A 23997-nucleotide genomic window follows, 5' to 3' on the forward strand; every position below is an offset into this window, starting at 1 on the left:
AGCCCGTCAGGCTCCGCTTTGGGTGACACCGTGCCGGTTACTCGGCGAGTTTGTAGGCGATGATGTAGTCGCCCATCTTGGTGCCCAGCGAGCCGTGACCGCCGGCCACGATCAGCACGTACTGCTTGCCGTCCTTGCCGGTGTAGGTCATTGGAGTGGCCTGGCCGCCTGCTGGCAGGCGGGCTTTCCACAATTCCTTGCCGTTGTTGACGTCATAGGCGCGCAGGTACTGGTCCAGCGTACCGCTCAGGAAGCCTACGCCGCCGGCGGTGACGATCGAGCCGCCCATGCTAGGTACGCCAACCGGCAGGCCGATCGGCACCGGCGTGCTGTCGCGGGTGGTGCCGTTCTTGTGCTTCCAGACCACCTTGTTGGTGAACAGGTCGATGGCCGCTACATAGCCCCAGGCAGGCGCCTGGCACGGCACGCCCAGCGGCGACATGAACGGGTGCATGGTCACGGCGTAAGGTGCACCGGTGTTCGGTTGCACGCCGCTGGTCTCGCTCTCACGCTTGCTACCGTCGGCAACCTGCTCACGGGGGATCATCTTGGAGACGAACGCCATGTAGTTGGGCGATGTGAACAGCAGTTGGCGCACCGGGTCGACCGAGACACTGCCCCAGTTGAACACACCTACGTTGCCTGGGTAGATCAGCGAGCCCTGCTCGGACGGCGGGGTGTACTGGCCTTCATAGCGCAGTTCGCGGAACTGGATGCGGCACAGCATCTGGTCGAACGGCGTGGCGCCCCACATGGCCTGTTCGGTCAGCTCAGGGCCGAGCAGGTTGAGGTCCGAACGGGCCTGGGTCGGCGAGGTGTGATCGCCCTTGACCGCACCTTGTGGCGTCGGGATTTCACGGATCGGCACGATCGGCGTACCGTCACGACGGTCCAGCACGTACAGGCTGCCCTGCTTGGTCGGCACGATGACCGCTGGCTTGACGCCATCGTCGGTCTTCAGGGATACCAGGGTCGGCTGGCTGCCCACGTCCATGTCCCACAGGTCATGGTGGGTGAACTGGTAGTTCCAGCGTGCCTTGCCGGTTGCCAGGTCCAGTGCGACCACACCGGCGCTGTATTTCTCGGCGCCTGGCGTACGGTCAGCACCCCATTGGTCCGGCGTCTGGTTGCCCAGCGGCAGGTAGATCATGCCCAGGTCTTCGTCGACGCTGGCAATCGACCACATGTTGGCCGAGTTGCGGCTGTACATCTTGCCCGGTGCCAGTGGCGCGGTGTCGTCTGGGTTGTTGCTGTCCCAGTTCCACACCAGGCGGCCGTCGTGTACGTCGTAGGCGCGGATCACGCCAGACGGCTCGTTGGTCGATTCGTTGTCGGTCACGTGACCGCCAATGATCACCAGATCGCGAGTGATGGCCACAGGCGACGTGGAGTAGTAGCCACCTGGCGTGAATGGCCCAAGGCCGGTGGTCAGGTCAACACTGCCCTGGTTGGCGAAGCCTTCGCAGACCTTGCCGTTGTCGGCATTGATGGCAATCAGGCGTGCGTCGGCAGTTGGCAGATAAAGACGGCGCGGGCAGGCCTGAGCCACGGCCTTGCCAGCCTCGCTGATAGTAGGCGCAGGGCTACCGTCACGGCTTACGTAGCGGTTTTCGTCATAGTACGAAACGCCACGGCAAGTCATGTGGGCGAAACCCTTGAAGGTGCCTACCGGGCTCTTGATCTGCGGGTCGTAGCGCCAGATTTCAGCCCCGGTGTCCGGATCCAAGGCAAGCACGCGGCTGTGCGCAGTGCAGGCATAGAGCATGCCGTTGGCCTTGAGCGGCGTGTTTTCGTTGGTCAGTTCCACCGGGTCGTTGTCACTGGGCAGATCGCCGGTGCGGATACGCCAGGCCTCTTCGAGGCGATAGGCGTTTTGCGCGGTGATCTGGCGCAGCGGTGAGTAACGGTCGCCGTGCTCGGTGCGGCCGTAGGCATGCCACTCGCCGTCGGGCATGGCCGGGGCGGTGCTGGCCATTTCGCTGGTGTCGCGACCCAGTTCGCCATACACCTCACCGGGGTGGGTGAACTGACTGGCGACGGCGCAGGCACCCGAAGCCACCACGGCAACGGTGAGCAGCGCCGTGTTGGCTTTGCTGGCTGGCCCGATCAACGGGCGGCGCGACCAGGGCAGCAACAGCACCACGCCGATGGCGAACCAGAGGGCCAGACGCGGCACCAGTTGCCACCAGTCCAGGCCCACTTCGAGCAGTGCCCAGACCGTACTGCCCAACAATACGACGGCGTAGACACCCAGGCCGATACGGCGCTGGGCCAGCAGCAGGGCGCCAGACACGGCAAAGCCGATGCCGGCGATCAGGTAATACAGCGACCCGCCCACCTGACTCAACTTGATGCCGCCGGCCAGCAGTGCCAGCCCCATCAACAACAGCAGGACGCCGATCAGGCGGGGGAGCCAGCGGCTTCCCGTTTTGGCACCTTCAGTGCTCATCGCATGTTCTCCGTTTGATATGTGTTTTTAGAAAGTGCTTTGAATCTTCAAGCCGCCGACCAGGGCGTTGTCGACCTGCGACACGCCTCCGGGGTGGCGGATGTATTGCAGGTTAGGTCGCACCGTGAGCCAGTCGGCAAGATGGATGCCGTAATACAGCTCAGCGCTGTATTCGGTGTCCTGTACGGGCAAGAAGCCTGGGTTGTCATAGTCGTAAAGCCCCGCGGCCTGGTTGGCCAGCCGAGCATTCTTGCGATAGGCCGGGTTGACATGCACACGGGCGATTGCAAGGCCGATGTCGTCCTTGGCCCGCCTGTCGAACGGCCCTTTGAATACCAGTCCAGCCTGCACATAGTTGTCGATGGCATTGGTTTTCTTGTCATGCATCGTGGCGTTGGCGAATACGCTCAAGCCACGCGAGCCGTCCGATGCCAGCGCAGTCACCTGCTGCTGGGCGCCCAGCCACACGCCGTGCTTGCTTGAGCTGCTGCGGTAGGCGGCACCGCTGATCGCTGCCGCCTGCCCGTCGTTATCCTTGAGTACGTCGCTAGCCTTGGCATTACTGTAGTAGTACCCGGCGCGATATTCCCCCTTCATGCCTTTGATGCGCGGGCTCCACACCAGTTCGATTGGCATGACGGCGCCCTGGGTGCCACTGCCGCTGAGTTTGAAGCCGTTGCCCGAATCCAGGTTGGACGGGTTCTGCTCGAATACGCCAACCTGGGCAAAGAGGCTGTCGCTGAGGTTGTAACGCACGCGCAAGGCCCACTGGCTGACGGGCCAGTTGTACCAGATGCCGCCTACCCAGTTGCCCACCTGAGAGCCACAGAAGGCCAGGTTCTGGAAGTCGCAGGGGAAGCTGTTGAAGTCTTCGCCTTCGCCAAAGCGGCCAAACTTGACGTCCAGCGCGCCGTCGAAATAGTTCTGCTTGACCCATAGCTGCGTCAGGCGCCAAGTCTGGCCGCGGCCCCATACCTCCTGCGCCGAGGTGAAGCCACCCACGCGGGGGTCATTGATGCGGTCGTTGCTGATGTTCTGGCCGTGGCGCTCGGTGACCGTGAGCTGGAATTCGGCGTCGTGCCAGCCGAAGATCTTTTCCAGGTCCATGTGGCTGCCGAAGGTGAACTGATCACTGTAGCGGGCAGTGCGGTCGTGGTCGTAGCCACCGCGCAGGTTGCTACCCATTTCGCCTGTGTAGCCCAAGGTGAAGTCGTAACCCTGGTCAAGCAAGGCGGTACGGTGCCCGGCCCAGTCACCAAACATCCAGGGAGAGTCACTGGCAAATGGCTCGTTGGCATGGGCTGCGTTGGCCAGGGTCGCCAGGGCGAGGCCGAGGTAGCAGGATTTTGGCAGTTGAAGCATGAGGTAGTGCTATCTTCTGGTTGTTGGAAAAACGGCAAGCGCATCGACAGGCAGCCCTGGCAATGGATTGACGAAAAAGGGGGTTGGGTGAAGCGATTCAGCTTGCGGCGGGGAGGATATAGGGTAAAGCGCGGGAAAAAAAGACAAAATGTCGCAGTGCATTGTTACCCCTTGGGTAACAGTGCGGCTGAATGGGGCGGATGACGCCCCATGTGTCCCGTCATGGCGAGCGGGTTAGCTCAGAAGGTGGTGCGCAGGCCGACTTCCACGCTCCGTCCCGGCGCAGGTGCGATATCGCGCAGGATCGAGCTGGCGTAACGCACCGTCTGATCCGTCAGGTTCTCGCCACGCACGAATGCCAGCCACTGGCTGTGGCCCACGTCGAACCGATACCCCACGCTGGCGCCCAGGGTGGTATAGCCATCGGTGCCGGTTTCATTGGCCGGCTTGCGGTGTTGAGCGGCGGCGTGCTCAACGTCCACCCGCGCCTGCCAGCGGTCTAGCTCCCACACCAGCCCGCTGTTCAGGCGCAACGGTGCGATTCGTGGCAGGGGCTCGCCGGAATCGAGGTTCTTGGCACGGGTATAGTCACCCGACAGCTCAAGCGCAAAGCTGCCATAGCGGTTCTGCGCCAACTGCCACCGCTCTTGCGCTTCGATGCCGTAGAAGCGGGCTCGAACACCTTGGTACTGGTATTCGGGAATGCCGTCATGGTCGTGGTCATGATCATGGTCTTCGCCTTCATGCTCATGATCGTGACCTTCGCGCAGGTTGCCGGTGCCGATCAGGCCGATATAGTTGCGAAAATGGCTGTAGAAAACGCCCACGCTGCCTTTGTGCGTGCCGTTGTCAAAGCGCAGTGCCAAGTCCCCCGAGAACGCCTTTTCCTTGCTCAGGCTGGCATCGCCCACTTCATAGGCACCGGTGGCCACATGCGCGCCGTTGGCATAGAGCTCATAAAAGGTGGGCGCCCGCTCGGTGTAGCCCAGGTTGGCGGCGAGCGACCAGATCGAGTCAAGTTGATACACGGCGCCCGACGACAGGCTAAAGGCATTGAAGCTACTGGCGCTGTCGGCGTCTGCAAACTGCGCGTTACCCTTGCCGTCCGGGTCGACGCGGGTGTGTTCCATCCGAGCCCCGAGGCTCAAGTCCAACCGATCAGTGGCGTGCCATTGCTCCAGCAAGAACAGTGCAAGGGTGTCGGTATCGGTATGCGGCACGAACGCTTCTTCGCCCAGGGCTGAGAATTCGTTGCGGCTGACTTGCGCGCCCAGCACGCCTTCGACGGGACCCAGGGGTTGGTGGCGGGCCTCGACACGGGCCTCGTAGCCCTTGTTCTTGAACGTGGTGTGGACTTCGCCTTCTTCGATTTCACGGTGCTGGTAATCGGTATACCCGGCATCGAGCTTCACCGAGCTGAACGGGCCGTCCAGGTCGCGAAACTGCGAGGCGAAAGCATAGTGGTCCTGCTCCATGTCCAGCCGAACGCCGGGCTCGGCCACCGAACCGTAGTTACTGTCATAACGGCTGTAGGACAGGCCAGCATAACCGTGGTCCCAGTGATAGACACCGCCCAGCGCGCCGCCGTCCTGGCGACCGTCGCTGTTTTCCAGGCGATGCTTGCTGCCTGGGGCGTCGGCATCGCGTACCCGGGCGCTGCGAGCAAAGCCTGGGATGCGCAAGTCATTGTACTGACGGGCATTGGCATCCACGTGCAGGGCGAAGGCGCCGTTGCCGGCCTCCAGCTTGCCGGCACTGCTGCGTGTGGTGTCGGCGCCACCGTAGCGCAACTCGCCGGCTCCCTGGATGCCGTCGATAGGGGTATCGGGAATGCGGTTGTCGAACGTGTTCACCACGCCACCAATGGCATTGCCACCATACAGCAGGGCAGCGGGGCCCCGGACGATCTCGATGCGTTCGACGGTGACGGGGTCAAGGGGCACGGCGTGGTCGTAGGACAACGACGAGGCATCCAGCGCGCCGACGCCATTGCGCAGCAGGCGAATGCGATCCCCGTCCAGGCCTCGGATGATCGGGCGGCTGGCCCCTGGCCCGAACCAGGTGGAGGCCACACCTGGCTGTCGGTTCAGGGTTTCCCCCAGGCTGCTGTGCTGTTGTTGCAGCAGGTCGGTGCCTTCCAGCACCGTGCTGGGGCTGGCCAACTGGGCGCTGCCCAACGGGTTGGCAGTGATGACTTGGGGCGAAAGTTCAACCCCCTGACTGTAGGAGGTGACCATGCAAAGTGCGAGTGCGAGCGGAGACAGGCGAAGCGGTGAGTGCACCATGAGCTGTAGCGATCCTTGGCAGAGATGTTAATTGTTACAATATAACATCTCTATTTCAGCACAGCCGTGTCCCACGCCGCCAGCCTTATTTGTCCAGCGCAGGATGCGCGACGATGCCTGCACTGGTGTAAGGTGCGCATCTTTGTACCGGAGCCTTGGCATGAGCACTGCCCAACACAACGCGTTGCACGGCAAGACCCTCGAGCAGATCCTGACCGAGCTGGTCGCCCACTATCAATGGCAGGGGCTGGCCGAGCGCATCGATGTGCGCTGCTTCAAGAGCAACCCGACGGTCAAGTCGAGCCTTACCTTCCTGCGCAAGACCCCATGGGCCCGCGAGAAGGTCGAGCAGCTGTACATCAAGCTGCAGCGCCAGGCCTGACATGCGGCGTCACCCGTGGTTGAGCACCCTGGCCATGCTGGGCTGGCTGGGCCTGAGCGTTCAGGTATACCTGGTGCTGTGGGGGCGATGGCAGGAGCAGGCGAGCCTGATAGGTGGCCTGATCAACGTGTTCGGCTACTTCACGGTGCTGACCAATACGCTGGTGGCCACTGTCCTGAGCTACGCCGCATTTGGCCGGGAAGGGGCGAGCAAGCGCTTTTTCCTGTCTCCTGTGGTCAGCTCGGCGGTGGCGGCGAGCATCGTGCTGGTGGCGCTGGCGTATAGCCTGTTGTTGCGCCATCTGTGGCAGCCGGAGGGTTGGCAATGGTTGGCAGACGAGCTGCTGCATGACGTCATGCCAGCGCTTTACGTCTTGTATTGGTGGTTCGAGGTGCCCAAGGGGCGGCTGCGGCTGCACCACCTTGGGCTATGGGCGTTCTATCCTGCCGTCTATTTCGCCTATGCGTTGTGGCGCGGCAGTGAGATTGGCGTCTACGCCTATCCTTTCATCGACGTCGCCACCTTGGGGTACGGCCAGGTGATGATCAATGCGCTGGGTGTGCTGGCAGGGTTTTGGGCAATCGCCGGGGTGCTGCTCATTCTGGACAGGTGGCGGGCGGGGTAAGGAAGGGCGTGCCGTCATTCAAGCTTCTCAGGCTGCCCTGGGATTTGAGCTTCGCAACGAACATTGCCGAGGCGCCGTCCCGGCCGCCCCGGCCCCTTTCAGTCATCGCTCGCTGAACCTTCCGCGCGCCAATAGGCGGCGGCTTTGAGGGCGTCTTGGGCTACGCCTTTGCTGATCAGCAGCGTCTTGACCTCACGCGTCAGGCTCTTTTCCAGCGCCACCCAGGCGTACAAGGCCCCTTCGGGTAATGGCAAAGCCTCGACCGTGGCCACCAGGTCGTCCCGCCCCCGTACCGACCAGATCACGTCCACCTGCGCCTGGCTCGGCAAGGGCTGACGCTCCTGCTCATCGTGAACCTGGATGACGGCCACCACCCGTCGCCCCGCAGGCAGGGCTTCAAGACGGCGGCTGATGGCGGGCAAGGCGGTTTCATCGCCGATCAGCAGGTAGGCATCGAAAATGTCCGGGACCACCATCGAGGCGCGCGGCCCGGCGATATCCAGGGTTTGCCCCGGTGCCGCTTGCGCCGCCCAGGTTGAAGCAGGGCCATCGCCGTGCAACACGAAGTCGATGTCCAGTTCGTTGGCCTGCAAGTCGATGCGCCGGGGGGTGTATTCGCGCATGATGGGCCGCTCGCCACCTTCCCGACCCAGTGCCCGGGCATCAATGGCTTGCTGCTGCTCGGCAGTCTCGGCAAACAGCAGCTTGATATGGTCATCCGTGCCCAGGCTGATGAAGCCCTGCAGCTCAGCGCCGCCCAATGTCACGCGCCGCATCCGCGGGGTCAGGTCGGTCACGCGCAGCACGTTCAGGCGGCGCTGGCGAATCTCGTGGTTGACGCGGTGGATGGCTTCACTCATCGACGCTCTCCTGGTCAGGGGCATGGGGGCCGCCAGCAATGGCCTTGGCGGTCACGTTGAGCAGGTCGCGGACTCGCTCGATTTCCTCGGGTGTCCAACGGCCATGGTGCATGTGCAAGGCGTGGCGCAGATTGCCCACGGCCTCGTGAATCTCAGCAGGGCGGTCGTGACCCCGCAGGGCATGCTTGCTGACTTCGATACGCACGCGTAACCCATCCAGTGCCACGGCCTGCTCGGTCAAGGCGCTGCGACCCGTGTCGGTAATGGTGTACAGCCGCTTGCTGCCTTGAGGTTGGCCCTGGATGAGTTCGGCTTCCTCCAGAAAGTTGAGCGTGGGATAGATCACACCTGGGCTTGGCGTATAGCTGCCATCGAAGCGCTTTTCGATTTGCCTGATCAGGTCGTAACCGTGTCCTGGCTGTTCGCCCAACAGTGAGAGCAGCAGTAGTTTCAGATCGCCCGGGGCGAACACCCGAGGGCCGCGTTCGCCGCGGCCGGATTTGCGTTCGAAGTACTCAGAATCGCGCATGCTGGAAAGTGCCTGTTTAAGATATATCTCAAGATAGTACTCAAGATGTCTCTTCGGCAAGCCACAAATGCTGATGATTCTTATCTACCCGTTCGATATATCCTCAGGTGAACCCGCGACGGCGTTTGACCGCTGTGGGGGGATGCATTCGTTAGGGTTGCCAGGCTGCAAGTACGGCATGAGAATCGGCGCCATGCCCTTGAGCACCTGCACCGGTAATGCAGACGTGAACTTGAAGGCCTCCGCCGAGCGCCCAGGCACGAAGGCGGTCAAGGTGCCGAAGTGGTTGTCGCCCAGGAAGAATACGAACGTCGCGGTGCGGTTCAGCGACCGTGAGCCTATCAGGCGGCCCCCGGCGCCAAAGCTTTCGATGCGGTTGTCGCCCGTTCCGGTCTTGCCGCCCATGACCAGAGGCGTGCCGTCCTTGAGCATGAAGCTGCCGGAGATGCGCCGCGCGGTACCCGCGTCCACCACTTGCGACATGGCGCCCTTGAGGGCTCGCGCCACTTCGACCGGCAGTATCCGCACACCACGGTCCGGGTCGCTGATCAGTTTGGTTTCGTAGGGCGTATCCGCTGCAAAGTGCAGGGTATCGATGCGCAGTGTCGGCAGCCGTACTCCGTCGTTCTGGATGATGCCCACCAGTTCGGAAAGCGCGGCAGGCCGGTCACCGGAGCTGCCGATAGCGGTCGCCAGCGACGGGACCAGGTGATCGAAGGGATAGCCGACCCGCTTCCAGCGCTGGTGAATGTCGAGAAACGCCTCGATTTCCACCATGGTCCGGATGCGGCTGTCCCGTGCACCCTGGTGGCGGCTCTTGAACAGCCAGCTGTAGACCTCCTGGCGCTCGAAGCGACTGGCGTTGATCATTTCACTCAAGGTCGATGCCGGATGCTTGAGCAAATAACCCAGCAGCCACAGGTCCAGCGGGTGGACCTTGGCGATGAAGCCCTGGTCAGGCAGGTTGTACCGCCCCGGGCCGTAGGCATCGTACATCTGTACCAGGCGATCGTCGGTCAGCTTGCTTTGTGCGAGCTTGTTGTCTTTGCTATGGGCCCGTACGAAGGCATTGAACGTGGCCTGGCCGGCCTCGGGGAACAGGTAGCGGTGCACGGCCGCCAGACGTTGGGGGGTCACGCGCATGCTGTCGAGGAAGGTGTCCAGGCGCTGCTGCGAGGTCTTGCGCTGGTACTTGCGCCAGAAACGCATCAGGTAGCTGGTCCCTTCCTTGTCGGCGAACTTTGCCAGGTACTCCTGCCGGCGTGGGTCAGCATCATCCTTGAGCAGCGGCACCCTGTTCAGTGGCTGCTGATAGGTAACGTAGCGCACCACGTCGCGCATCAGTCGGATGAACGGCAGGTTGATCGATTCGCGCAGGGCGTCCTTGAGGGTAGGGTTGCGGCCGTTGTCTTCCTTGCGGAAGTTGTTGAACACGTGCATACCGCCCCCGGTGAAGAACGATTCTCCGGTACTGGCCGAATACTTGCGCTCAAGGGCGGCATCGAGCATGGCGTCCAGGCTCTGGTTTTTGCTGTTTTGCATCAGCCAGCCCAGTGACCAGCGGCTGATCACATCCAGGTCGGCGACCTCGACGTTCTTCAGCTCGGCCACAGGCTTGCCGGCGTACTTGTCATGCAGCTCGGCGACGATTTCCAGGTAGGTGGTCAGCACCCGAAGCTTGGCGGTGGACCCCAGTTCCAGCTTGCTGCCTTCGTTGATGTCGAATGGCTGGTCAGTGCTGTCCGTCTGTACCCGCACGCGTGAGCCATCGGCCGTGCGCTCGAACAGGGTGAAACTGTAGCTGACCTGGTCGGTGGTTTTGGCGGTCAGCAGACGTTCGCCGATCAGGCCGATCTGCGCGGCAAAGGCCGGGTCGGCCAGATGCTTGAGGTACTCGCTGACTTGCAGCTGCAGGTCAGCCTGCAAGGTGCTGGTGGCAGAAAGGTCCAGGCGATCGAGGTCGTACAGCGGACGGTTGAGCATGGCCGAAAGACGGTTGCGGGCCAGGCTGATGCCCTTGTTGGTGACGATCGGCACGATGGTCGGCTGCGCGACCCAGTCACGGTAGACAGCCTTGCTGGCCAATGCGGCATCGGCCAGCGCCTGAGGGATGATCTGGTTCGCGGCCAGCACGCGGACATGGGCGTCGGTCAGCTCGGCGAGTTCGAGGCGCCCCTTGGAGAGGTAGTGCGAGGGCCGGCGCTGGGCGATCATCAACGACAGCACCTGACGCAGCGCAAGGCCACGGGCCGACAGGCTCTGTGCGTCCGTGGCGGTGTCATTGAGCGCTTTGTTGACTTGCTCGAAGTCTGCCCCGTACCACACGCGCAGGCCTTCGGCCATGCCGTGCACCTCGCCATGACCCGGCACGGCGGACAGCGGCACGCTGTTGAGGTAGTCACGCACGATACGCTGGCGCGCCTCGGTGGTGTCCGGCCCGCCCTGGTAGGCGCGCACGCTGGCAGAAATCATCTGCCTGATCTTCTCGGCGCCCGACACGGTCAACCCGTCAGGTGAATGGCGATACTTCTCCAGCTGGGTAGCCAGGGTACTGCCACCGGCAGATTGGCCAGGCAGGGCCAGGTAGCGCGCGATCTGGCTGTAGGCCGCCTTGGCGAAACGGGGCCAGTCCACCGCCGGGTTGTTGCGCGGATCACGGGTATCGAGCAGGTCGCGGTTCTCGATGAACAGCAAGCTGTTGACCACCACCGAGGGAATCGAGGCGAAGTCCGGGTACAGGTACTGGGGATACTGATACTGGTACAGCATGTCGCCCCGGCAATCGGTGATCGCCAGGCCTGCCTGGACCTTTTCGATGTAGGGCGCGAACAGCCCATGATCGACGTAGTTGACCAGCGCCGGCGAGAAGCGCACTTGTTGGCTGATCAGGTAATCGCGTTTGAGCAGGCGGGGCAGGAACTCGCCGAGCGAGCTGTAGCCCAGGCGCTTGTCGAACGGTCCTTCGCCTGGGTACACGATCGAATCGCTGGGGCCGGGCTGAAGCGAGTAGGTCAGGGTGCTTGCCAGCTTGCTGAACTCGCGCGATTGCAGCTCGGAGGTGCGGAACTCTTCATAGGCCGCGAAGCCGACCGCGCCAGCTGCCACCAGCAGAATCAGGATGATCAGGCGCCACCATAGCCGGCGCTGACGAGGGGACTTGGGTTCTGGCGTCTCGGCAGGCGTTTGTTCGGGTGCTTGCTTGGTGTTTGGTTCCGTTTGCCACAGTGCGCCCATAATCGTCTATCCAACCAGGTATTTTCATCTTGCTTGCCTGGAGCTTAGACGTTGCGCCGGGTATGTGAAAATTTTGTGGAAACTGCGTAATAAAGCGGGTGCGCGGCTTGGCCGCGCTCAAGCATTCAGGCGGCTACCTCGCTGTTGGGCTCGAAGCTGTCCGCCCGGGCCAGTTGCCACATACGCGAATAGAATTGCCCATCGACCTCGCCGGTCAGTAGCTCGCCGGGCTTCAGGAACACATGCATTTGCGAGAACAGCTTGATCTCGGTGGCTGAAATGCGGCGTACCAAGTGCTTGGCTTCGAGCTGCGACGGGTGTTCCAGCCCGGCAGCAGCCAGCATCTCGGCCAAGGCACGCAGGGTGTTGCGATGGAAGTTGAGCACCCGTTCGGCTTTGTCCGGCACCACCAGGGCACGCTGGCGCAGCGGATCCTGCGTGGCCACACCGGTGGGGCACTTGTTGGTGTGGCAACTCTGGGACTGGATGCAGCCGATGGCGAACATGAACCCCCGCGCAGCATTGGCCCAATCCGCACCGATGGCCAGGACGCTGGCAATGTCGAAGGCGCTGACGATCTTGCCGCTGGCACCGAGCTTGATCTTGTCGCGAAGGTTCAAGCCCACCAAGGTGTTGTGCACGAACAACAGGCCTTCGCGCAGCGGCACACCGATATGGTCGGTGAACTCCACGGGGGCGGCTCCGGTGCCGCCTTCCTTGCCATCGATCACGATGAAGTCGGGCAGGATGCCGGTTTCCAGCATGGCTTTGGCAATGCCCATGAATTCCCACGGGTGACCCAGGCAGAGCTTGAACCCCACCGGTTTGCCGCCCGACAGCTCACGCAGTTGGGCGATGAACTGCATCATTTCGATGGGTGTTGAAAACGCGCTGTGCCGCGACGGCGAGATGCAGTCTTCGCCCAGCGGGACGCCGCGGGTTTCGGCAATTTCCTGGGTGACCTTGTGCTTGGGCAGAATGCCGCCATGCCCAGGCTTTGCGCCCTGGCTCATCTTGACCTCGATCATGCGCACCTGCGGGCTGCGCGCCTGTGCGGCAAATGCCTGCGGATCGAAACGACCGTCCGAAGTACGGCACCCGAAATACCCGCTGCCCAGTTCCCATACCAGGTCGCCGCCGTGCTCGCGATGGTAGGGGCTGATGCTGCCCTCACCGGTGTCGTGGTGAAAGTTGCCCAGCTTCGCGCCTTGGTTCAACGCGCGAATGGCGTTGGCGCTGAGCGAGCCAAAACTCATGGCGGAGATGTTGAAGATCGAGGCTGAGTACGGCTGGCTGCACTGCGGGCCGCCGATGGTGATGCGAAAGCTCGCCGGGTCAGCCAGAGGCGCCGGGCGCATGGAGTGACCGATGAACTCGAAGCCCGACGCGTAGACGTCGATCAGGGTGCCGAACGGCTTGTCCGAGACCTGGTTCTTGGCCCGGGAATAGACCAGCGAGCGCTGGGCACGGGAGAAGGGCAGGGCGTCGCTGTCTGCTTCGAGCAGATACTGGCGGATTTCCGGGCGAATGGTTTCCACCAGGTAGCGAATATTGCCCAGGATCGGGTAGTTGCGACGCACGGCGTGGCGTTTTTGCAACAGGTCGAACAGGCCTATCAGGCTGAGCAAGCCTGTTGTCAGGGTGAACGGCCAAAGCCAGTGGTGATGAATCAATGGCAGGGTGGCCAGGGTAAACACGATGCAGACGGCGAACACCGCATAACGGCTGAGAAGTGACAGGCTCATACAGGGTCCTTGCGATGGCTCGGTCAGGCTCACGGCCTGAGGTGAGCCCCGACCATAGCCAACTTGTCCGTCGCTGCAAAGGCCGTGTCGCGCAGCAGCAGCTGTCGCCACTGCACCTGCTGCGCCGCGCAAGCTTCGACCAGATAGTCGTAGCGCTTACCCACCCGCGCAGCCACCGGTACGCCGTCGCGGTAGAGCAGGCGGTTGCCGCTGGTGGCCGGTACCTTGGCCCCCGGCAGCAACGTGCCGATCAGGTTCAGCGGATCGCTGGCACTGACCAGCACCAACGTGCCGTCCGCCGCTTGCCGGCGAACTTGGCGCAGCATGGCCACGGCCTCGGGCAAGGCGAACTGCTCGCCGGATAACCCGGCAATGAAGCGCCCACCCCGTATTTCCCCACGCGCCTCCAGGCGCTGGTAGCAGCGCAGCAGGTCACGCCAGGGCGGCAACACATCGCTCTCACGCGCCAGCAGGCGCCAGCACATCACCCCGTAGCGCTGCAGCAGCAGGCGAGCGATGCTTTCGATGTGCTGATCCTGATCCGGCGCGGCTTCGCTGCGCGGCAGCAGGGCCCAGCGCCCTGCATAAGCCATGCTGCTGGACAAGGGCAGGTGACCGAAGCGCGGCCGACGCGCGGTGCGCCGGGCGGCCGGCGCGATCAGGCTACGCAGCCCGGTGAAGCTGTCGGCATTGGCCAGGCCAGCGCCAACCAGCGCCTGCAAGGCCGTTTCCAGTTCGCTGGGGAGCAGACGGGCCTCTTGGGCCAGCTCGTCGAAAAACAGCGCACCCCGGGTTTTCAGGGCGCCATGCACCCGCTGGGCACGTGGTCCCAAGGTGTCGAGGCACGGGGGTGGGGCCAGGCTTCGCCACAGCTGCAGGTGTTCGCGAGGCAGCAACACCACGGGCGTGCTGGCCACCGTGCTGGCTGACATGGTACTTGCCAACCGGCTCCAGGCGAATTGCCCGCTGCGGCAGGCCTCGTCGAGCCAGCTGGGGCTGTAATCGCGCACGCGTGCAGGCAGCACTTCGGCTTCCCACGCCCCGGCCGCACTTGGAAACCCCTGCAGTTGGGCCAGCACAACAGGCAGCGCCTGCGGCCCTTGCAACCGTTGCCCCGGATCAAGGTGTTGCCAGTGGAACAGGAAACGCATGAAGTCCTGCAGGCTGACCGGCTCGATCTCCCGGCGCAGACGTTTGACGGTATAGCGGTGGATACGCGCCAGCAGGTGGCGTTCGCACCATTGATTGTCAATTGCATCTGGGCTGAAATGCCCCCTGAGCACATGGCCTTGGGCCTCGAGCCGGGCCAATGCCTGCTCCACATCAGCGATGGACTTGCCCAGCGGCGTCGCAAGCTGGGCAACGGTGGCAGGCCCATGACCGCTGAGCCGGGCACGCAGCAGTTCGGGCAGCGCCAGGTCGTGGTCCACTGGCTGATCGAAGCCTGGCAGTGGCTCGACCACGGGCGACAGGCGGCAATCGGGGTAGACGGCTTGCAGCAGCGTCAGGCGCTCACGGGCCAGCCACAACTTCTGCTCGGGCAGGTAGACGGCTCGGCCCCGCTTGGCAAGCTGATCAAGCAGCGTACGCCAGCGTGCGCCTGCCTGAGCTTCGGGCTGGCTGATGGCGCCCAGGCTCATCAGCGCTTCATGCATTTCATCCGCGTTGACCGGCTGCGGCCAGGCCTCGGCTGCCACTGCCGCAATGGCGTCCGCATCCAGCGCACCCAGCTCATCGCCTGACTGCACATCCGCCCAGCGGCGATTGAGCACCGCCTGGGTACGGCGCTCTTCGAGCGGGGCGTCATCCAGAAAGGTGTAGGGCCTGGCATTGAGAATGGCTGACGCCAGCGGCGAGGGCGCCGGCAGGTCGCGCGCCAGCAGGCGCACGGCACCGCTTTCCATGCGCCGCAGCAAAGCCAGCCAACCGTCGCAATCCATGGCGTCGTGCAGGCAATCGTCGAGGGTCTGACGAACCAGCGGGTGGTCCGGTACGTGCCGTTCGCCGGACAGATTTTCAAGGCAGGCGATCTGATCGGGAAACACCGAGGCGATCAGGTCTTCGCTCTTCATGCGCTGGATCTGCGGTGCAACCTTGCGACCACCGGCAAAGCGCGGCAAGGCCATGGCCACACCCGCGTTCCAGCGCCAGCGGACACCGAACAGCGGGGCATCGAGCACTGCCTGGATCAGCACCTGCTCGGCGCTGCGGCTGTCGAGGTAGCGCCACACCTCGTCGAGGACAAAGCTGTGGCTGGTAGACAGCGACAGCACGATGGCATCTTCACTGGCTGCCGCTTGCAGCTCGACATTGAAGGTACGGCAGAACCGCTTGCGCAGGGCCAAACCCCAGGCGCGGTTGATGCGGCTACCGAACGGCGAATGAATGATCAGCTGCGTGCCGCCTGACTCGTCGAAGAAACGCTCCATCACCAGGGTGTCCTGGGAGGGCAGGGCGCCCAATACCTGCTGGGTGCGGGCCAGGTAGTCCAGCAACTGCTCGGCACAGCTGGCGTCCAGTTCGAACGTGGCTTGCAGCCAGGCCAGCACATGCGCCAGCGAGCCATCGGCGTGTTGCAGGCGCTCATCGATCTGCCCTTGCAGCCTGGCCACGGCGGCGCTGAGCTCGCGGCTGCGGCCAGGGGCTTCGCCCAGCCAGAACGGAATCGTGGGGGGCTGGCCGTGGGCGTCTTCGACCCGGACCCGCCCGGCCTCCACGCGCAGGATGCGATAAGACGCGTTGCCTAGCTGGAAGATGTCGCCAGCAATGCTCTCCACGGCGAAGTCTTCGTTGACACTGCCGATGTTCAGCGCCTGAGGTTCGAGCACGACGGCGTAGTCGGCGTTGTCGGGAATCGTCCCGCCACTGGTCAAGGCGGTGAGTTGGCTGCCACGGCGCCCTCGCACCATGGCGCTGACGGCATCGCGGTGCAGGTAGGCACCGCGCACGCCCTGGCGGCCGTTGTAGCCTTCTGCAAGCATGCCAAGCAAGGCGTCGTAATATTCGTACGCCAACGTTTCGAACGGCATGGCCTGGCGCAGGCAGTCGAACAGCGCTCGCTCGTGCCAAGGCTGGTTGCTGGCCTCGGCGACGATCTGCTGGGCCAGCACATCCAACGGGGCCTTTGGTACCTGCACTTCATCCAACTCGCCGCGGCGCACGCAATCGAGCAGCGCCACGCACTCGATCAAGTCGTCTCGCGATGTCGCGAACAGCCGTCCTTTGGGCACCCCGTCCACCTGATGCCCTGCACGCCCCACGCGCTGCAGGAACGCTGCGATCGAGCCGGGTGAGGCGATCTGGCACACCAGGTCGATGTCGCCGATGTCGATGCCAAGTTCCAGCGAGGCCGTGGCCACCAGCACCTGCAGCTCGCCCGCCTTCAGGCGCTGCTCGGCGCTCAGGCGCCTTTCCTTGGACAGGCTGCCGTGGTGAGCGGCCACCGCAGCCGCGCCCAACCGATCGCTCAAGTGACGGGTGATGCGCTCGGCCAGCCGCCGGGTGTTGACGAACACCAGGGTGGTGCGATGCGCACGGGCCAGTTCGGCCAGACGATCGTACACCAGCCCCCAGGCATCCTGGTCGAGCACCGCCCCCAGTGGCACGGGTGGGATTTCGATGGCCAGGTCACGCTGGCGGGCGTGCCCTACATCGACGATGGCACAGGCGCGCCCGCTGCCCACCAGAAACTGCGCCACCCGCTCGACCGGACGCTGGGTAGCAGACAGGCCGATGCGTCGCAGCGGACGGTCGCACAACGCTTGCAGGCGTTCGAGGGTCAGCGCCAGGTGGCAACCGCGCTTGTTGCCGGCCAGGGCATGGATCTCATCGACGATGACGGTGTGCACCGTACGCAGGCCTTCACGTCCAGAGGCCGAACCCATCAGCACGTACAGGGACTCAGGGGTCGTGACCAGAACATGCGGTGCCTGCTTGCGCATGGCGATGCGTTCTTTCTGGGGCGTATCACCAGTGCGCACCGCCGTGGTGATGGTGGGGGCTGCGTGCCCTTGCGCCTGGAGCGTGCGCTGGATGCCCTCCAGCGGTATTTGCAGGTTCAAACGGATGTCGTTGGACAGGGCTTTCAAGGGCGATACGTAGACGACCTGCGTGCGGGCGGGCAATGTGCCGCCCTGCTCCAGCCCCTGGCGAAACAGCCGGTCGAGCACCGCCAGAAACGCACTGAGCGTCTTGCCTGAGCCGGTCGGCGCTGCCAGCAGCACGGACTGACCGGCCTGGATGAGCGGCCAGGCCTGAGCCTGGGCATCGGTCACCGACGGATAACGGCCTGAGAACCAGGCCGCAACGCCTGGATGGAACAGCTCGAATACGGGATGGTTGGCGGCAGGAAGCGTCATTGGAAAGGTTATGAAGGGTCCCGGCCGGGTTGGCAAGTGGCCATTCGTCTGCCCACGTCCAAACCTGGCAGTGGCCTTGTCACGGCTGGGGAGGCATGGGATGCTCGCCGCCCATTTTCAGGGAGATCACCCATGGCCAATATCATCCGCATTGCCGCCGCCTTATTGCTGGACTCGCAAGGTCGCACGCTGCTGGTGCGCAAGCGCGGCACTCAGGCATTCATGCAGCCGGGCGGCAAGATCGATGCCGGAGAAACCCCGGTTCAAGCGTTGGCCCGTGAGCTGCACGAGGAACTGGGCCTGCAGATCGACCCCGCCAAGGCCGTGCGCCTTGGTCAGTTCAGCGCCCCGGCAGCCAATGAGCCAGGGTTCGAGGTGCAGGCCGAGCTGTTCCGGGTGGACTGCGCGGCATCGGTAATGCCGGCGGCCGAAATCGAGGAGATCACTTGGTTGGCCGCTGACCAGACGCCAGAAATGCCCCTGGCGCCCCTGACCCGTGACCTGATCCTGCCACTGTACCGCCAGTTGCTCAGCGCACCGCACTGACCCCGTCGAGGGTGGCGAACGAAGTGTCTTTGGCCGTCAGCAGAAAATCGCGCATATAGGGTGCATCTAGCATGTCGGTGCGCACGGCTGCATAGAGTGTCGCGAACAGGCCTTTTTCGCCCAGGCGCTTACCTTTGACGTAACCGCGCGAGCTGTATTCGTGCAAGGCCCAATGGGGCATGCCGCACACGCCGCGGCCGCTGGCCACCAACTGCATCATCATGACCGTAAGCTCCGAGGTGCGTACGGCCGCGGGCTCGATGTCGGCTGGCTCCAGGAAGCGGGTGAAGATGTCCAGACGGTCACGCTCCACCGGATAGGTGATCAGGGTCTGGTCCGCCAGGTCCTGGGGCACCATGTAGGGTTTGCTGGCCAACGGATGTTGGTTGGCCACCGCCAGCATGGCTTCGTAGGTGAACAGGGGAACGTAGGTAATGCCGGCCAGGTCCAGGGGATCGGAGGTCACCACCAGGTCCAGGTCACCACGGGCCAAGGCGGGCAGGGGCGCGAACGCAAAGCCTGAGGCCAGGTCCAGTTCCACTTCAGGCCAGGCATCACGGAACTGATCGATGGTGGGCATCAGCCACTGGAAGCAGCTGTGGCATTCGATGGCCATGTGCAAGCGACCGGCAGTGCCCCCGGCCAGTCTGGCGATATCCCGCTCGGCGCCACGCAGCAGGGGGAGCGTGGCGTCGGCCAGTTGCAGCAGGCGCAGCCCTGCGCTGGTGAAGCGAATGGGCTTGCTCTTGCGCACGAACAACGTCAGGCCCAGGCGCTCTTCCAGTTCCTTGAACTGGTGGGACAAGGCCGACTGGGTCAGGTGCAGCCGCTCGGCCGCTTCGACCAGGCTGTCTGCTTCACGCAGGGCATGAAGGGTTTTCAGGTGGCGGATCTCCAGCACAGCTAACTCCGAAGGTAGGGCTGAGGGTAAACATCTTGGAGTTGAGTTTCCCTCATGTTGCCGCCGCTGTCGACTGTGCCTTGCCTATTGACTGGCGCATTGCAGCGCCTCGGTCCATCAACCTAGCCCGTATTTCTTGACCTTGTCGAACAACGTGGTCTTCGCCATGCCCAATTCCTGGCTGGCCTGGCTCAGGTTGCCCCCGGTACGCTGCAAGGCGTCACTGAGCAGGTTGCGCTCGAAGGCCTCCACGGCCTCGGCAAAGCCCAGCCCTTGGCTGCTGGTGCCCGTGGGGCCTTTCTTGAACGCGGGCAGCCCTAGTGCATAGCGCTCGGCCACATTGCGCAGTTCGCGCACGTTGCCCGGCCAGTCATGGGCCATCAGCCGTGACAGTGTCTGGCTGTCCAGGGTGGGCGTCTCCCGGTCGAACCGCAGCGCCGATTGCTGCAGGAAGTGTTCGAACAGCTGCAGGATGTCTTCGCGGCGTTCGCGCAGCGGTGGCAGTTCGAGGGTCACCACGTTCAGGCGGTAATACAGGTCGCTGCGAAACTGCCCGCTCTGACCCAGGCTGTCGAGATCGGCCTTGGTCGCCGCGATGAGCCGGCAATCCACTGGAATGCTCTGGTTCGAGCCGAGCCGTTCCAAGGTGCGCTCCTGGAGCACCCGCAACAGTTTGATCTGAAGGTTGATCGGCATGCTTTCCACTTCATCGAGAAACAGCGTGCCGCCGTTGGCGTGCTCGATCTTGCCGATACGCCGTTTGCCAGCACCGGTGAAGGCGTTGGCTTCATGGCCGAATATCTCGCTTTCGAACAGGTTCTCGGGCAGGCCACCGCAGTTCAATGCCACGAAGGGCTGGCCCTGGCGACGGCTGAAGTCATGCAGGCAGCGGGCCACCAGTTCCTTGCCGGTGCCTGTCTCACCTTCGATCAGCACATTGGCGGAGGTATCGGCCACGTTGGCGATCAGTTCGCGTAGGTGCTGCATGGCGGGCGAACGACCGATGATGCGCCCCTCCAGGCTGCTCTGCCCGGCAAGCTGGCGGCGCAGCGCCGAGACTTCGCGGGACAGGCCGCGTTGCTCGAGCGCACGGCGCACCACATCGACCAGCCGCTCGGGGGAGAAGGGCTTTTCCATGAAGTCATACGCGCCGTTGCGCATGGCGCCGACAGCCATGTCGATATCACCGTGCCCGGTGATCAATACCACCGGCAGGCTGCGGTCGCGCGCCTTGAGACGGTTAAGCAGTTCGAGGCCGTCGATACCCGGCAGGCGAATGTCGCTGACCACGATGCCGGCAAAGTCATCGCCAATGCGCTCGAGCGCCTGTTCGGCACTGCCTACGCCTTCGCAACCGATGTCCTCCAGCGCCAGTGCCTGCTGGCACCCAAGAAGGACATGGGGGTCGTCTTCGACGATCAGAACGGTAAGGGGCGCTTGGGTCATGGAGAGTCTGCCGATTCGCTGGGGGTGGAGGCCAAGGGCAGGATCAGCACGAAAGCTGTGCCGCCGCTGGCAGGGTGCTCGACACTGAGGCTGCCCTTGGCGGCCGCAGCAAGGCTGGCCGAGAGGGTCAGGCCCAGGCCAAGGCCATTGTCGCCCGGCTTGGTGGTGAAGAACGGTTCGAAAAGATGCTTGCGTGCCTCTGGATCGATGCCATGGCCGTTGTCGCGCACCTGCAAGCGGTATTTGTCCCCCTGCAGTTCACCTTCGAGCCATAAGGCTGGTTGGGGCTGGACAGCCATGGCATCCAGGGCGTTGCCGATGAGGTTGACCAGGATCTGCTCCAGCCGGGTCTGGTCGATGGCCAACTGCAGGTCCTGATAATGGCGGTGCACCTGCAGGTGGCTGCTGTTGATGCGTTCTGCCAGCACCTGCAGGCTGGCTTCGACCGCCTTGGCCACCGCGGCCTGGCCGCTGTCGTCACTGCGTCGGGCGAATGAACGCAGGCTGGCGGTGATGCGGCCCATGCGGTCGACCAGGCCATTGATGGTACGCAGGTTGGTACTGGCGGTCTCCAGTGCGCCGCGTTCGATGAACCGAACGGTGTTGCCCGACAAGGTACGCAGCGCCGCCAAGGGTTGATTGAGTTCGTGGGCGATACTGGTGGACATCTGTCCGATGGCTGCCAGCTTGCCAGCCTGAACCAGTTCGTCTTGCGCCTGGCGTAGGGTCTGCTCGGCATGACGGCGCTCGCGTATCTGCCCCTTGAGCCGTTCGTTGCTGGCCCGCAGGTCGGCCGTACGCTCGGCGATGCGGCGCTCGAGCTGGCTATTGGCTTGCTCCAGCGCCTCGCGCGCTGCCAGGCGGGTAGCGATGACTTTGCGCCGCTCGTTCCAGGCGATGCCCAGAATGGTCAGCAAGGCAAACGCCACACCGACCAGGATGCCCTGCACCATGGACTCGCGACGCAGATCCTGAAGCGGCGTGAGCAGCGTGAAGTGCCAGGGTGTATCGACCAGGCGACGTGTCTGGGCCAGGTAGGCCACCTCATGGGGGTTGCCCTGGGCCGTTTCGCTGTTGGCCGGGAAGGTCAGCTTTTCTACCCCGTCGGCCAGGGTCTCGCGCCCCAGCGGTTCTAGCTCATTGAGCGGCCACCAGTAGTATTGCAGGCTGCGCGCCAGGCGCTCCTTGGTTTGCGGGGTCAGTGGACGCACCGATTTGAGGCGTCGAGCCGGATCGCTGGAAAGAATGATGATCCCGTTCTCGTCGCTGACGAACGCTTCCAGACGGGCGCGCTGCCAACGTTCCTCCAGGGTATCGAGACGCACCTTGATCACGGCCACGCCGATGATTTTGCCGTGCTCCTCGAGCCCATGGGCCAGGTAGTAGCCAGCTTCGCCCGTGGTGCTGCCGATGCCGTAGAAGCGCCCGGGTTCGCCACGCACGGCGGTCTGGAAATACGCGCGAAACGACAGGTCCTCGCCCAGGAATGAGTCGGTATCGCGCCAGTTGCTGGTGGCCTGCACCCGTCCTTGGGTATCGAGCACGAAGATCGCACGGCTGCGGCTGCGCCGGTTGAGGCCTTCGAGGTATTCGTTGACGGTTTGCCGTGAGCCACCATCAGGGTCGGTCAGCAGGTGCGACACACTGTCTTCGAGTTCCAGCAGGCTGGGAAGGTAGGTGTACTTGCTGATTTCGCTCTCGACCGTACGCGCATGCAATTCCAACTGGCGCTCGCCATTTTCACTGAGCACGCGTATGCCGTTGCTCTCGCTGATCAGGAACCCGGCCATGCCCAGCCCGATCATCAGCAGGATGATCAGCGGGGGTAACAGCAGTTGGCGAACAAGGCGGGCTTTCACGGCAGGCTTGGCAGGTAACAGGAGCGAGGGGTCGCATTTCATCACAGTGACCTCGTCACGGCCAGCGCCCGCTGCCCGGAAGGGCGGCGGGGCCGAGCGGCTCGATGAGGCAGGATCAGTGCTGAAGGATCTTGCTCAGGAAGTGCTGGGTGCGTTCGTGACGGCCTTCGGGGTTGCCGAAGAAATCTTCCTTCTGGCAATCCTCGATGATGTGCCCCTTGTCCATGAAAATCACGCGGTTGGCCACTTTGCGGGCAAAGCCCATTTCGTGGGTCACGCACATCATGGTCATGCCTTCGTGGGCAAGCTCGACCATCACGTCCAGCACTTCGTTGACCATCTCCGGGTCCAGGGCCGAGGTGGGCTCGTCGAACAGCATGACGATCGGGTCCATGGACAATGCTCGCGCAATGGCAACCCGTTGCTGCTGGCCGCCGGACAACTGCCCGGGGTGCTTCTTGGCGTGGGCACTCAAGCCGACGCGGTCGAGCAGGGCCAGGCCCTTCTTGGTGGCTTCGGCTTCACTGCGGCCCAATACCTTGCGCTGGGCAATGGTCAGGTTTTCGGTGATGGTCAGGTGGGGGAACAGCTCGAAATGCTGGAAGACCATGCCCACGCGCGAGCGCAGTTTGGGCAGGTTGGTCTTGGAATCGGCGATCGAAGTGCCGTCGACCACGATGTCACCTTTCTGGAAAGGCTCCAGCGCGTTCACACACTTGATCAGGGTGGACTTGCCCGACCCCGAAGGCCCGCACACCACCACCACCTCACCTTTCTTGACCTCGGTGCTGCAGTCGGTCAGCACCTGGAAGTCTCCGTACCACTTGTTGACGTTCTTGATGGAAATCATACGGTGATCCTTTTTTGCAGGCGCTTGACCAGCCACGAAGCGGAGAAGCTGATAATGAAGTACACGACGCCGGCGAAGATCAGGAACTCATGGGAGCGCCCGATGATGTCGCCGTTGGAGCGTGCCGAGTTGAGGAAGTCGACCAGGCCTACCGTGTAGACCAGGGACGTGTCCTGGAACAGGATGATGCTTTGCTGCAGCAGCAACGGTGTCATCTTGCGGAACGCCTGGGGCAGGATGATCAGGCGCATGGTCTGGCCATAAGTCATGCCCAATGCCTGGGCTGCGCCCATCTGGCCTTTGGAGATCGATTGCACACCGGCACGCACGATTTCGCAGAAGTAGGCCGCCTCGAACATCATGAAGGCGACCACACAGGAGGTGAAGGCCCCCACCGGCGTGTCCTGCCCGGTGATCCAGCGCAGCACGAACGGCACCGCCAGGTAGAACCAGGTGATCACCAGCAGCAAGGGGATCGAGCGGAAATAGTTGACGTAGGCGCCGGCCAGCCTGGACAGCAGTTTATTCGACGACAGGCGCATCAGCGCCAGCAGGGTGCCCAGCAC

At 63.4% G+C, this 23997-nt stretch carries 16 protein-coding genes; 3 read left to right on the plus strand and 13 right to left on the minus strand.

Annotation, left to right across the window (positions count from 1 at the left end; all coding sequences use genetic code 11):
* Window positions 1-37: 37 nt before the first annotated feature.
* From ACK59L_RS15365 to ACK59L_RS15375, 3 genes are all read right to left on the minus strand, one after another.
* Window positions 38-2449 (minus strand): glucose/quinate/shikimate family membrane-bound PQQ-dependent dehydrogenase, encoded by a 2412-nt coding sequence (locus ACK59L_RS15365; RefSeq protein ID WP_058605199.1) that lies wholly within the window; start codon window positions 2447-2449, stop codon window positions 38-40.
* Window positions 2450-2476: 27 nt separating this feature from the next.
* Window positions 2477-3811 (minus strand): carbohydrate porin, encoded by a 1335-nt coding sequence (locus tag ACK59L_RS15370; RefSeq protein ID WP_145256658.1) that lies wholly within the window; start codon window positions 3809-3811, stop codon window positions 2477-2479.
* A 239-nt stretch (window positions 3812-4050) separates the two neighbouring features.
* Complete coding sequence (locus ACK59L_RS15375) at window positions 4051-6096, minus strand: TonB-dependent receptor (RefSeq protein ID WP_409274535.1); 2046 nt, start codon at window positions 6094-6096, stop codon at window positions 4051-4053.
* 160 nt (window positions 6097-6256) lie between these two features.
* Between ACK59L_RS15375 and ACK59L_RS15380 the strand changes: the two genes are divergently transcribed.
* Both ACK59L_RS15380 and ACK59L_RS15385 read left to right on the plus strand, forming a co-directional pair.
* A complete protein-coding gene (locus ACK59L_RS15380; RefSeq protein ID WP_027915371.1) occupies window positions 6257-6478 on the plus strand; it encodes a VF530 family DNA-binding protein in 222 nt (73 codons plus the stop codon).
* Between the two features lies 1 nt (window position 6479).
* Window positions 6480-7103 carry a Pr6Pr family membrane protein gene (locus ACK59L_RS15385; RefSeq protein WP_058605196.1) on the plus strand — a complete coding sequence of 208 codons (624 nt, stop codon included), beginning with the start codon at window positions 6480-6482 and terminating at the stop codon, window positions 7101-7103.
* A 98-nt stretch (window positions 7104-7201) separates the two neighbouring features.
* Here the strand turns inward: ACK59L_RS15385 and ACK59L_RS15390 are convergent, their stop codons facing one another.
* The 5 genes from ACK59L_RS15390 to ACK59L_RS15410 all read right to left on the minus strand — a co-directional run bounded on the left by ACK59L_RS15390 (window position 7202) and on the right by ACK59L_RS15410 (window position 17829).
* On the minus strand, window positions 7202-7963 hold the full coding sequence (locus ACK59L_RS15390; RefSeq protein ID WP_196136177.1) for a siderophore-interacting protein: 762 nt from the start codon (window positions 7961-7963) through the stop codon (window positions 7202-7204).
* Window positions 7956-8492, minus strand: coding sequence for a PadR family transcriptional regulator (locus tag ACK59L_RS15395; RefSeq protein WP_409274538.1), 537 nt, complete (start codon window positions 8490-8492; stop codon window positions 7956-7958). Before ACK59L_RS15395 ends, ACK59L_RS15390 begins: the two co-directional genes overlap by 8 nt.
* An 84-nt stretch (window positions 8493-8576) precedes the next feature.
* Window positions 8577-11726 (minus strand): transglycosylase domain-containing protein, encoded by a 3150-nt coding sequence (locus tag ACK59L_RS15400; protein WP_409274540.1) that lies wholly within the window; start codon window positions 11724-11726, stop codon window positions 8577-8579.
* 125 nt (window positions 11727-11851) lie between these two features.
* Window positions 11852-13471 (minus strand): FMN-binding glutamate synthase family protein, encoded by a 1620-nt coding sequence (locus ACK59L_RS15405; RefSeq protein ID WP_144966336.1) that lies wholly within the window; start codon window positions 13469-13471, stop codon window positions 11852-11854.
* 29 nt (window positions 13472-13500) lie between these two features.
* Entirely contained in the window at window positions 13501-17829 is a 4329-nt protein-coding gene (locus tag ACK59L_RS15410) for a DNA glycosylase AlkZ-like family protein (protein ID WP_409274542.1), read from the minus strand.
* 132 nt (window positions 17830-17961) lie between these two features.
* On the opposite strand from ACK59L_RS15410, the gene ACK59L_RS15415 reads away from it, so the two are divergent.
* A complete protein-coding gene (locus tag ACK59L_RS15415) occupies window positions 17962-18375 on the plus strand; it encodes an NUDIX domain-containing protein (protein WP_196136180.1) in 414 nt (137 codons plus the stop codon).
* Here ACK59L_RS15415 and metR read toward each other — a convergent pair.
* From metR to ACK59L_RS15440, 5 genes are all read right to left on the minus strand, one after another.
* Window positions 18359-19276: a transcriptional regulator MetR gene (gene metR, locus ACK59L_RS15420; protein ID WP_023535218.1), complete on the minus strand. Its 918-nt coding sequence runs from the start codon at window positions 19274-19276 to the stop codon at window positions 18359-18361. The genes ACK59L_RS15415 and metR overlap by 17 nt on opposite strands.
* A 117-nt stretch (window positions 19277-19393) precedes the next feature.
* On the minus strand, window positions 19394-20722 hold the full coding sequence (locus ACK59L_RS15425; protein ID WP_027915364.1) for a sigma-54 dependent transcriptional regulator: 1329 nt from the start codon (window positions 20720-20722) through the stop codon (window positions 19394-19396).
* Complete coding sequence (locus tag ACK59L_RS15430; RefSeq protein ID WP_196136182.1) at window positions 20719-22623, minus strand: ATP-binding protein; 1905 nt, start codon at window positions 22621-22623, stop codon at window positions 20719-20721. Before ACK59L_RS15430 ends, ACK59L_RS15425 begins: the two co-directional genes overlap by 4 nt.
* A 73-nt stretch (window positions 22624-22696) precedes the next feature.
* Window positions 22697-23431 carry an amino acid ABC transporter ATP-binding protein gene (locus ACK59L_RS15435; protein ID WP_058605188.1) on the minus strand — a complete coding sequence of 245 codons (735 nt, stop codon included), beginning with the start codon at window positions 23429-23431 and terminating at the stop codon, window positions 22697-22699.
* The coding region (locus tag ACK59L_RS15440; RefSeq protein ID WP_409274546.1) for an amino acid ABC transporter permease at window positions 23428-23997 on the minus strand (570 nt) is incomplete at its 5' end. The genes ACK59L_RS15440 and ACK59L_RS15435, both read right to left, overlap by 4 nt.

The organism is Pseudomonas sp. KCJK9111, assembly GCF_046231935.1.
Lineage (GTDB): Bacteria > Pseudomonadota > Gammaproteobacteria > Pseudomonadales > Pseudomonadaceae > Aquipseudomonas > Aquipseudomonas parafulva_B.

Coding starts and splice junctions, on each gene's coding strand:
- ACK59L_RS15365 (WP_058605199.1), bottom strand. CDS start 2,449: ATGAGCACTGAAGGTGCCAAAACGGGAAGCCGCTGGCTCCCCCGCCTG.
- ACK59L_RS15370 (WP_145256658.1), bottom strand. CDS start 3,811: ATGCTTCAACTGCCAAAATCCTGCTACCTCGGCCTCGCCCTGGCGACC.
- ACK59L_RS15375 (WP_409274535.1), bottom strand. CDS start 6,096: ATGGTGCACTCACCGCTTCGCCTGTCTCCGCTCGCACTCGCACTTTGC.
- ACK59L_RS15380 (WP_027915371.1), top strand. CDS start 6,257: ATGAGCACTGCCCAACACAACGCGTTGCACGGCAAGACCCTCGAGCAG.
- ACK59L_RS15385 (WP_058605196.1), top strand. CDS start 6,480: ATGCGGCGTCACCCGTGGTTGAGCACCCTGGCCATGCTGGGCTGGCTG.
- ACK59L_RS15390 (WP_196136177.1), bottom strand. CDS start 7,963: ATGAGTGAAGCCATCCACCGCGTCAACCACGAGATTCGCCAGCGCCGC.
- ACK59L_RS15395 (WP_409274538.1), bottom strand. CDS start 8,492: ATGCGCGATTCTGAGTACTTCGAACGCAAATCCGGCCGCGGCGAACGC.
- ACK59L_RS15400 (WP_409274540.1), bottom strand. CDS start 11,726: ATGGGCGCACTGTGGCAAACGGAACCAAACACCAAGCAAGCACCCGAA.
- ACK59L_RS15405 (WP_144966336.1), bottom strand. CDS start 13,471: ATGAGCCTGTCACTTCTCAGCCGTTATGCGGTGTTCGCCGTCTGCATC.
- ACK59L_RS15410 (WP_409274542.1), bottom strand. CDS start 17,829: ATGACGCTTCCTGCCGCCAACCATCCCGTATTCGAGCTGTTCCATCCA.
- ACK59L_RS15415 (WP_196136180.1), top strand. CDS start 17,962: ATGGCCAATATCATCCGCATTGCCGCCGCCTTATTGCTGGACTCGCAA.
- ACK59L_RS15425 (WP_027915364.1), bottom strand. CDS start 20,722: ATGACCCAAGCGCCCCTTACCGTTCTGATCGTCGAAGACGACCCCCAT.
- ACK59L_RS15430 (WP_196136182.1), bottom strand. CDS start 22,623: ATGAAATGCGACCCCTCGCTCCTGTTACCTGCCAAGCCTGCCGTGAAA.
- ACK59L_RS15435 (WP_058605188.1), bottom strand. CDS start 23,431: ATGATTTCCATCAAGAACGTCAACAAGTGGTACGGAGACTTCCAGGTG.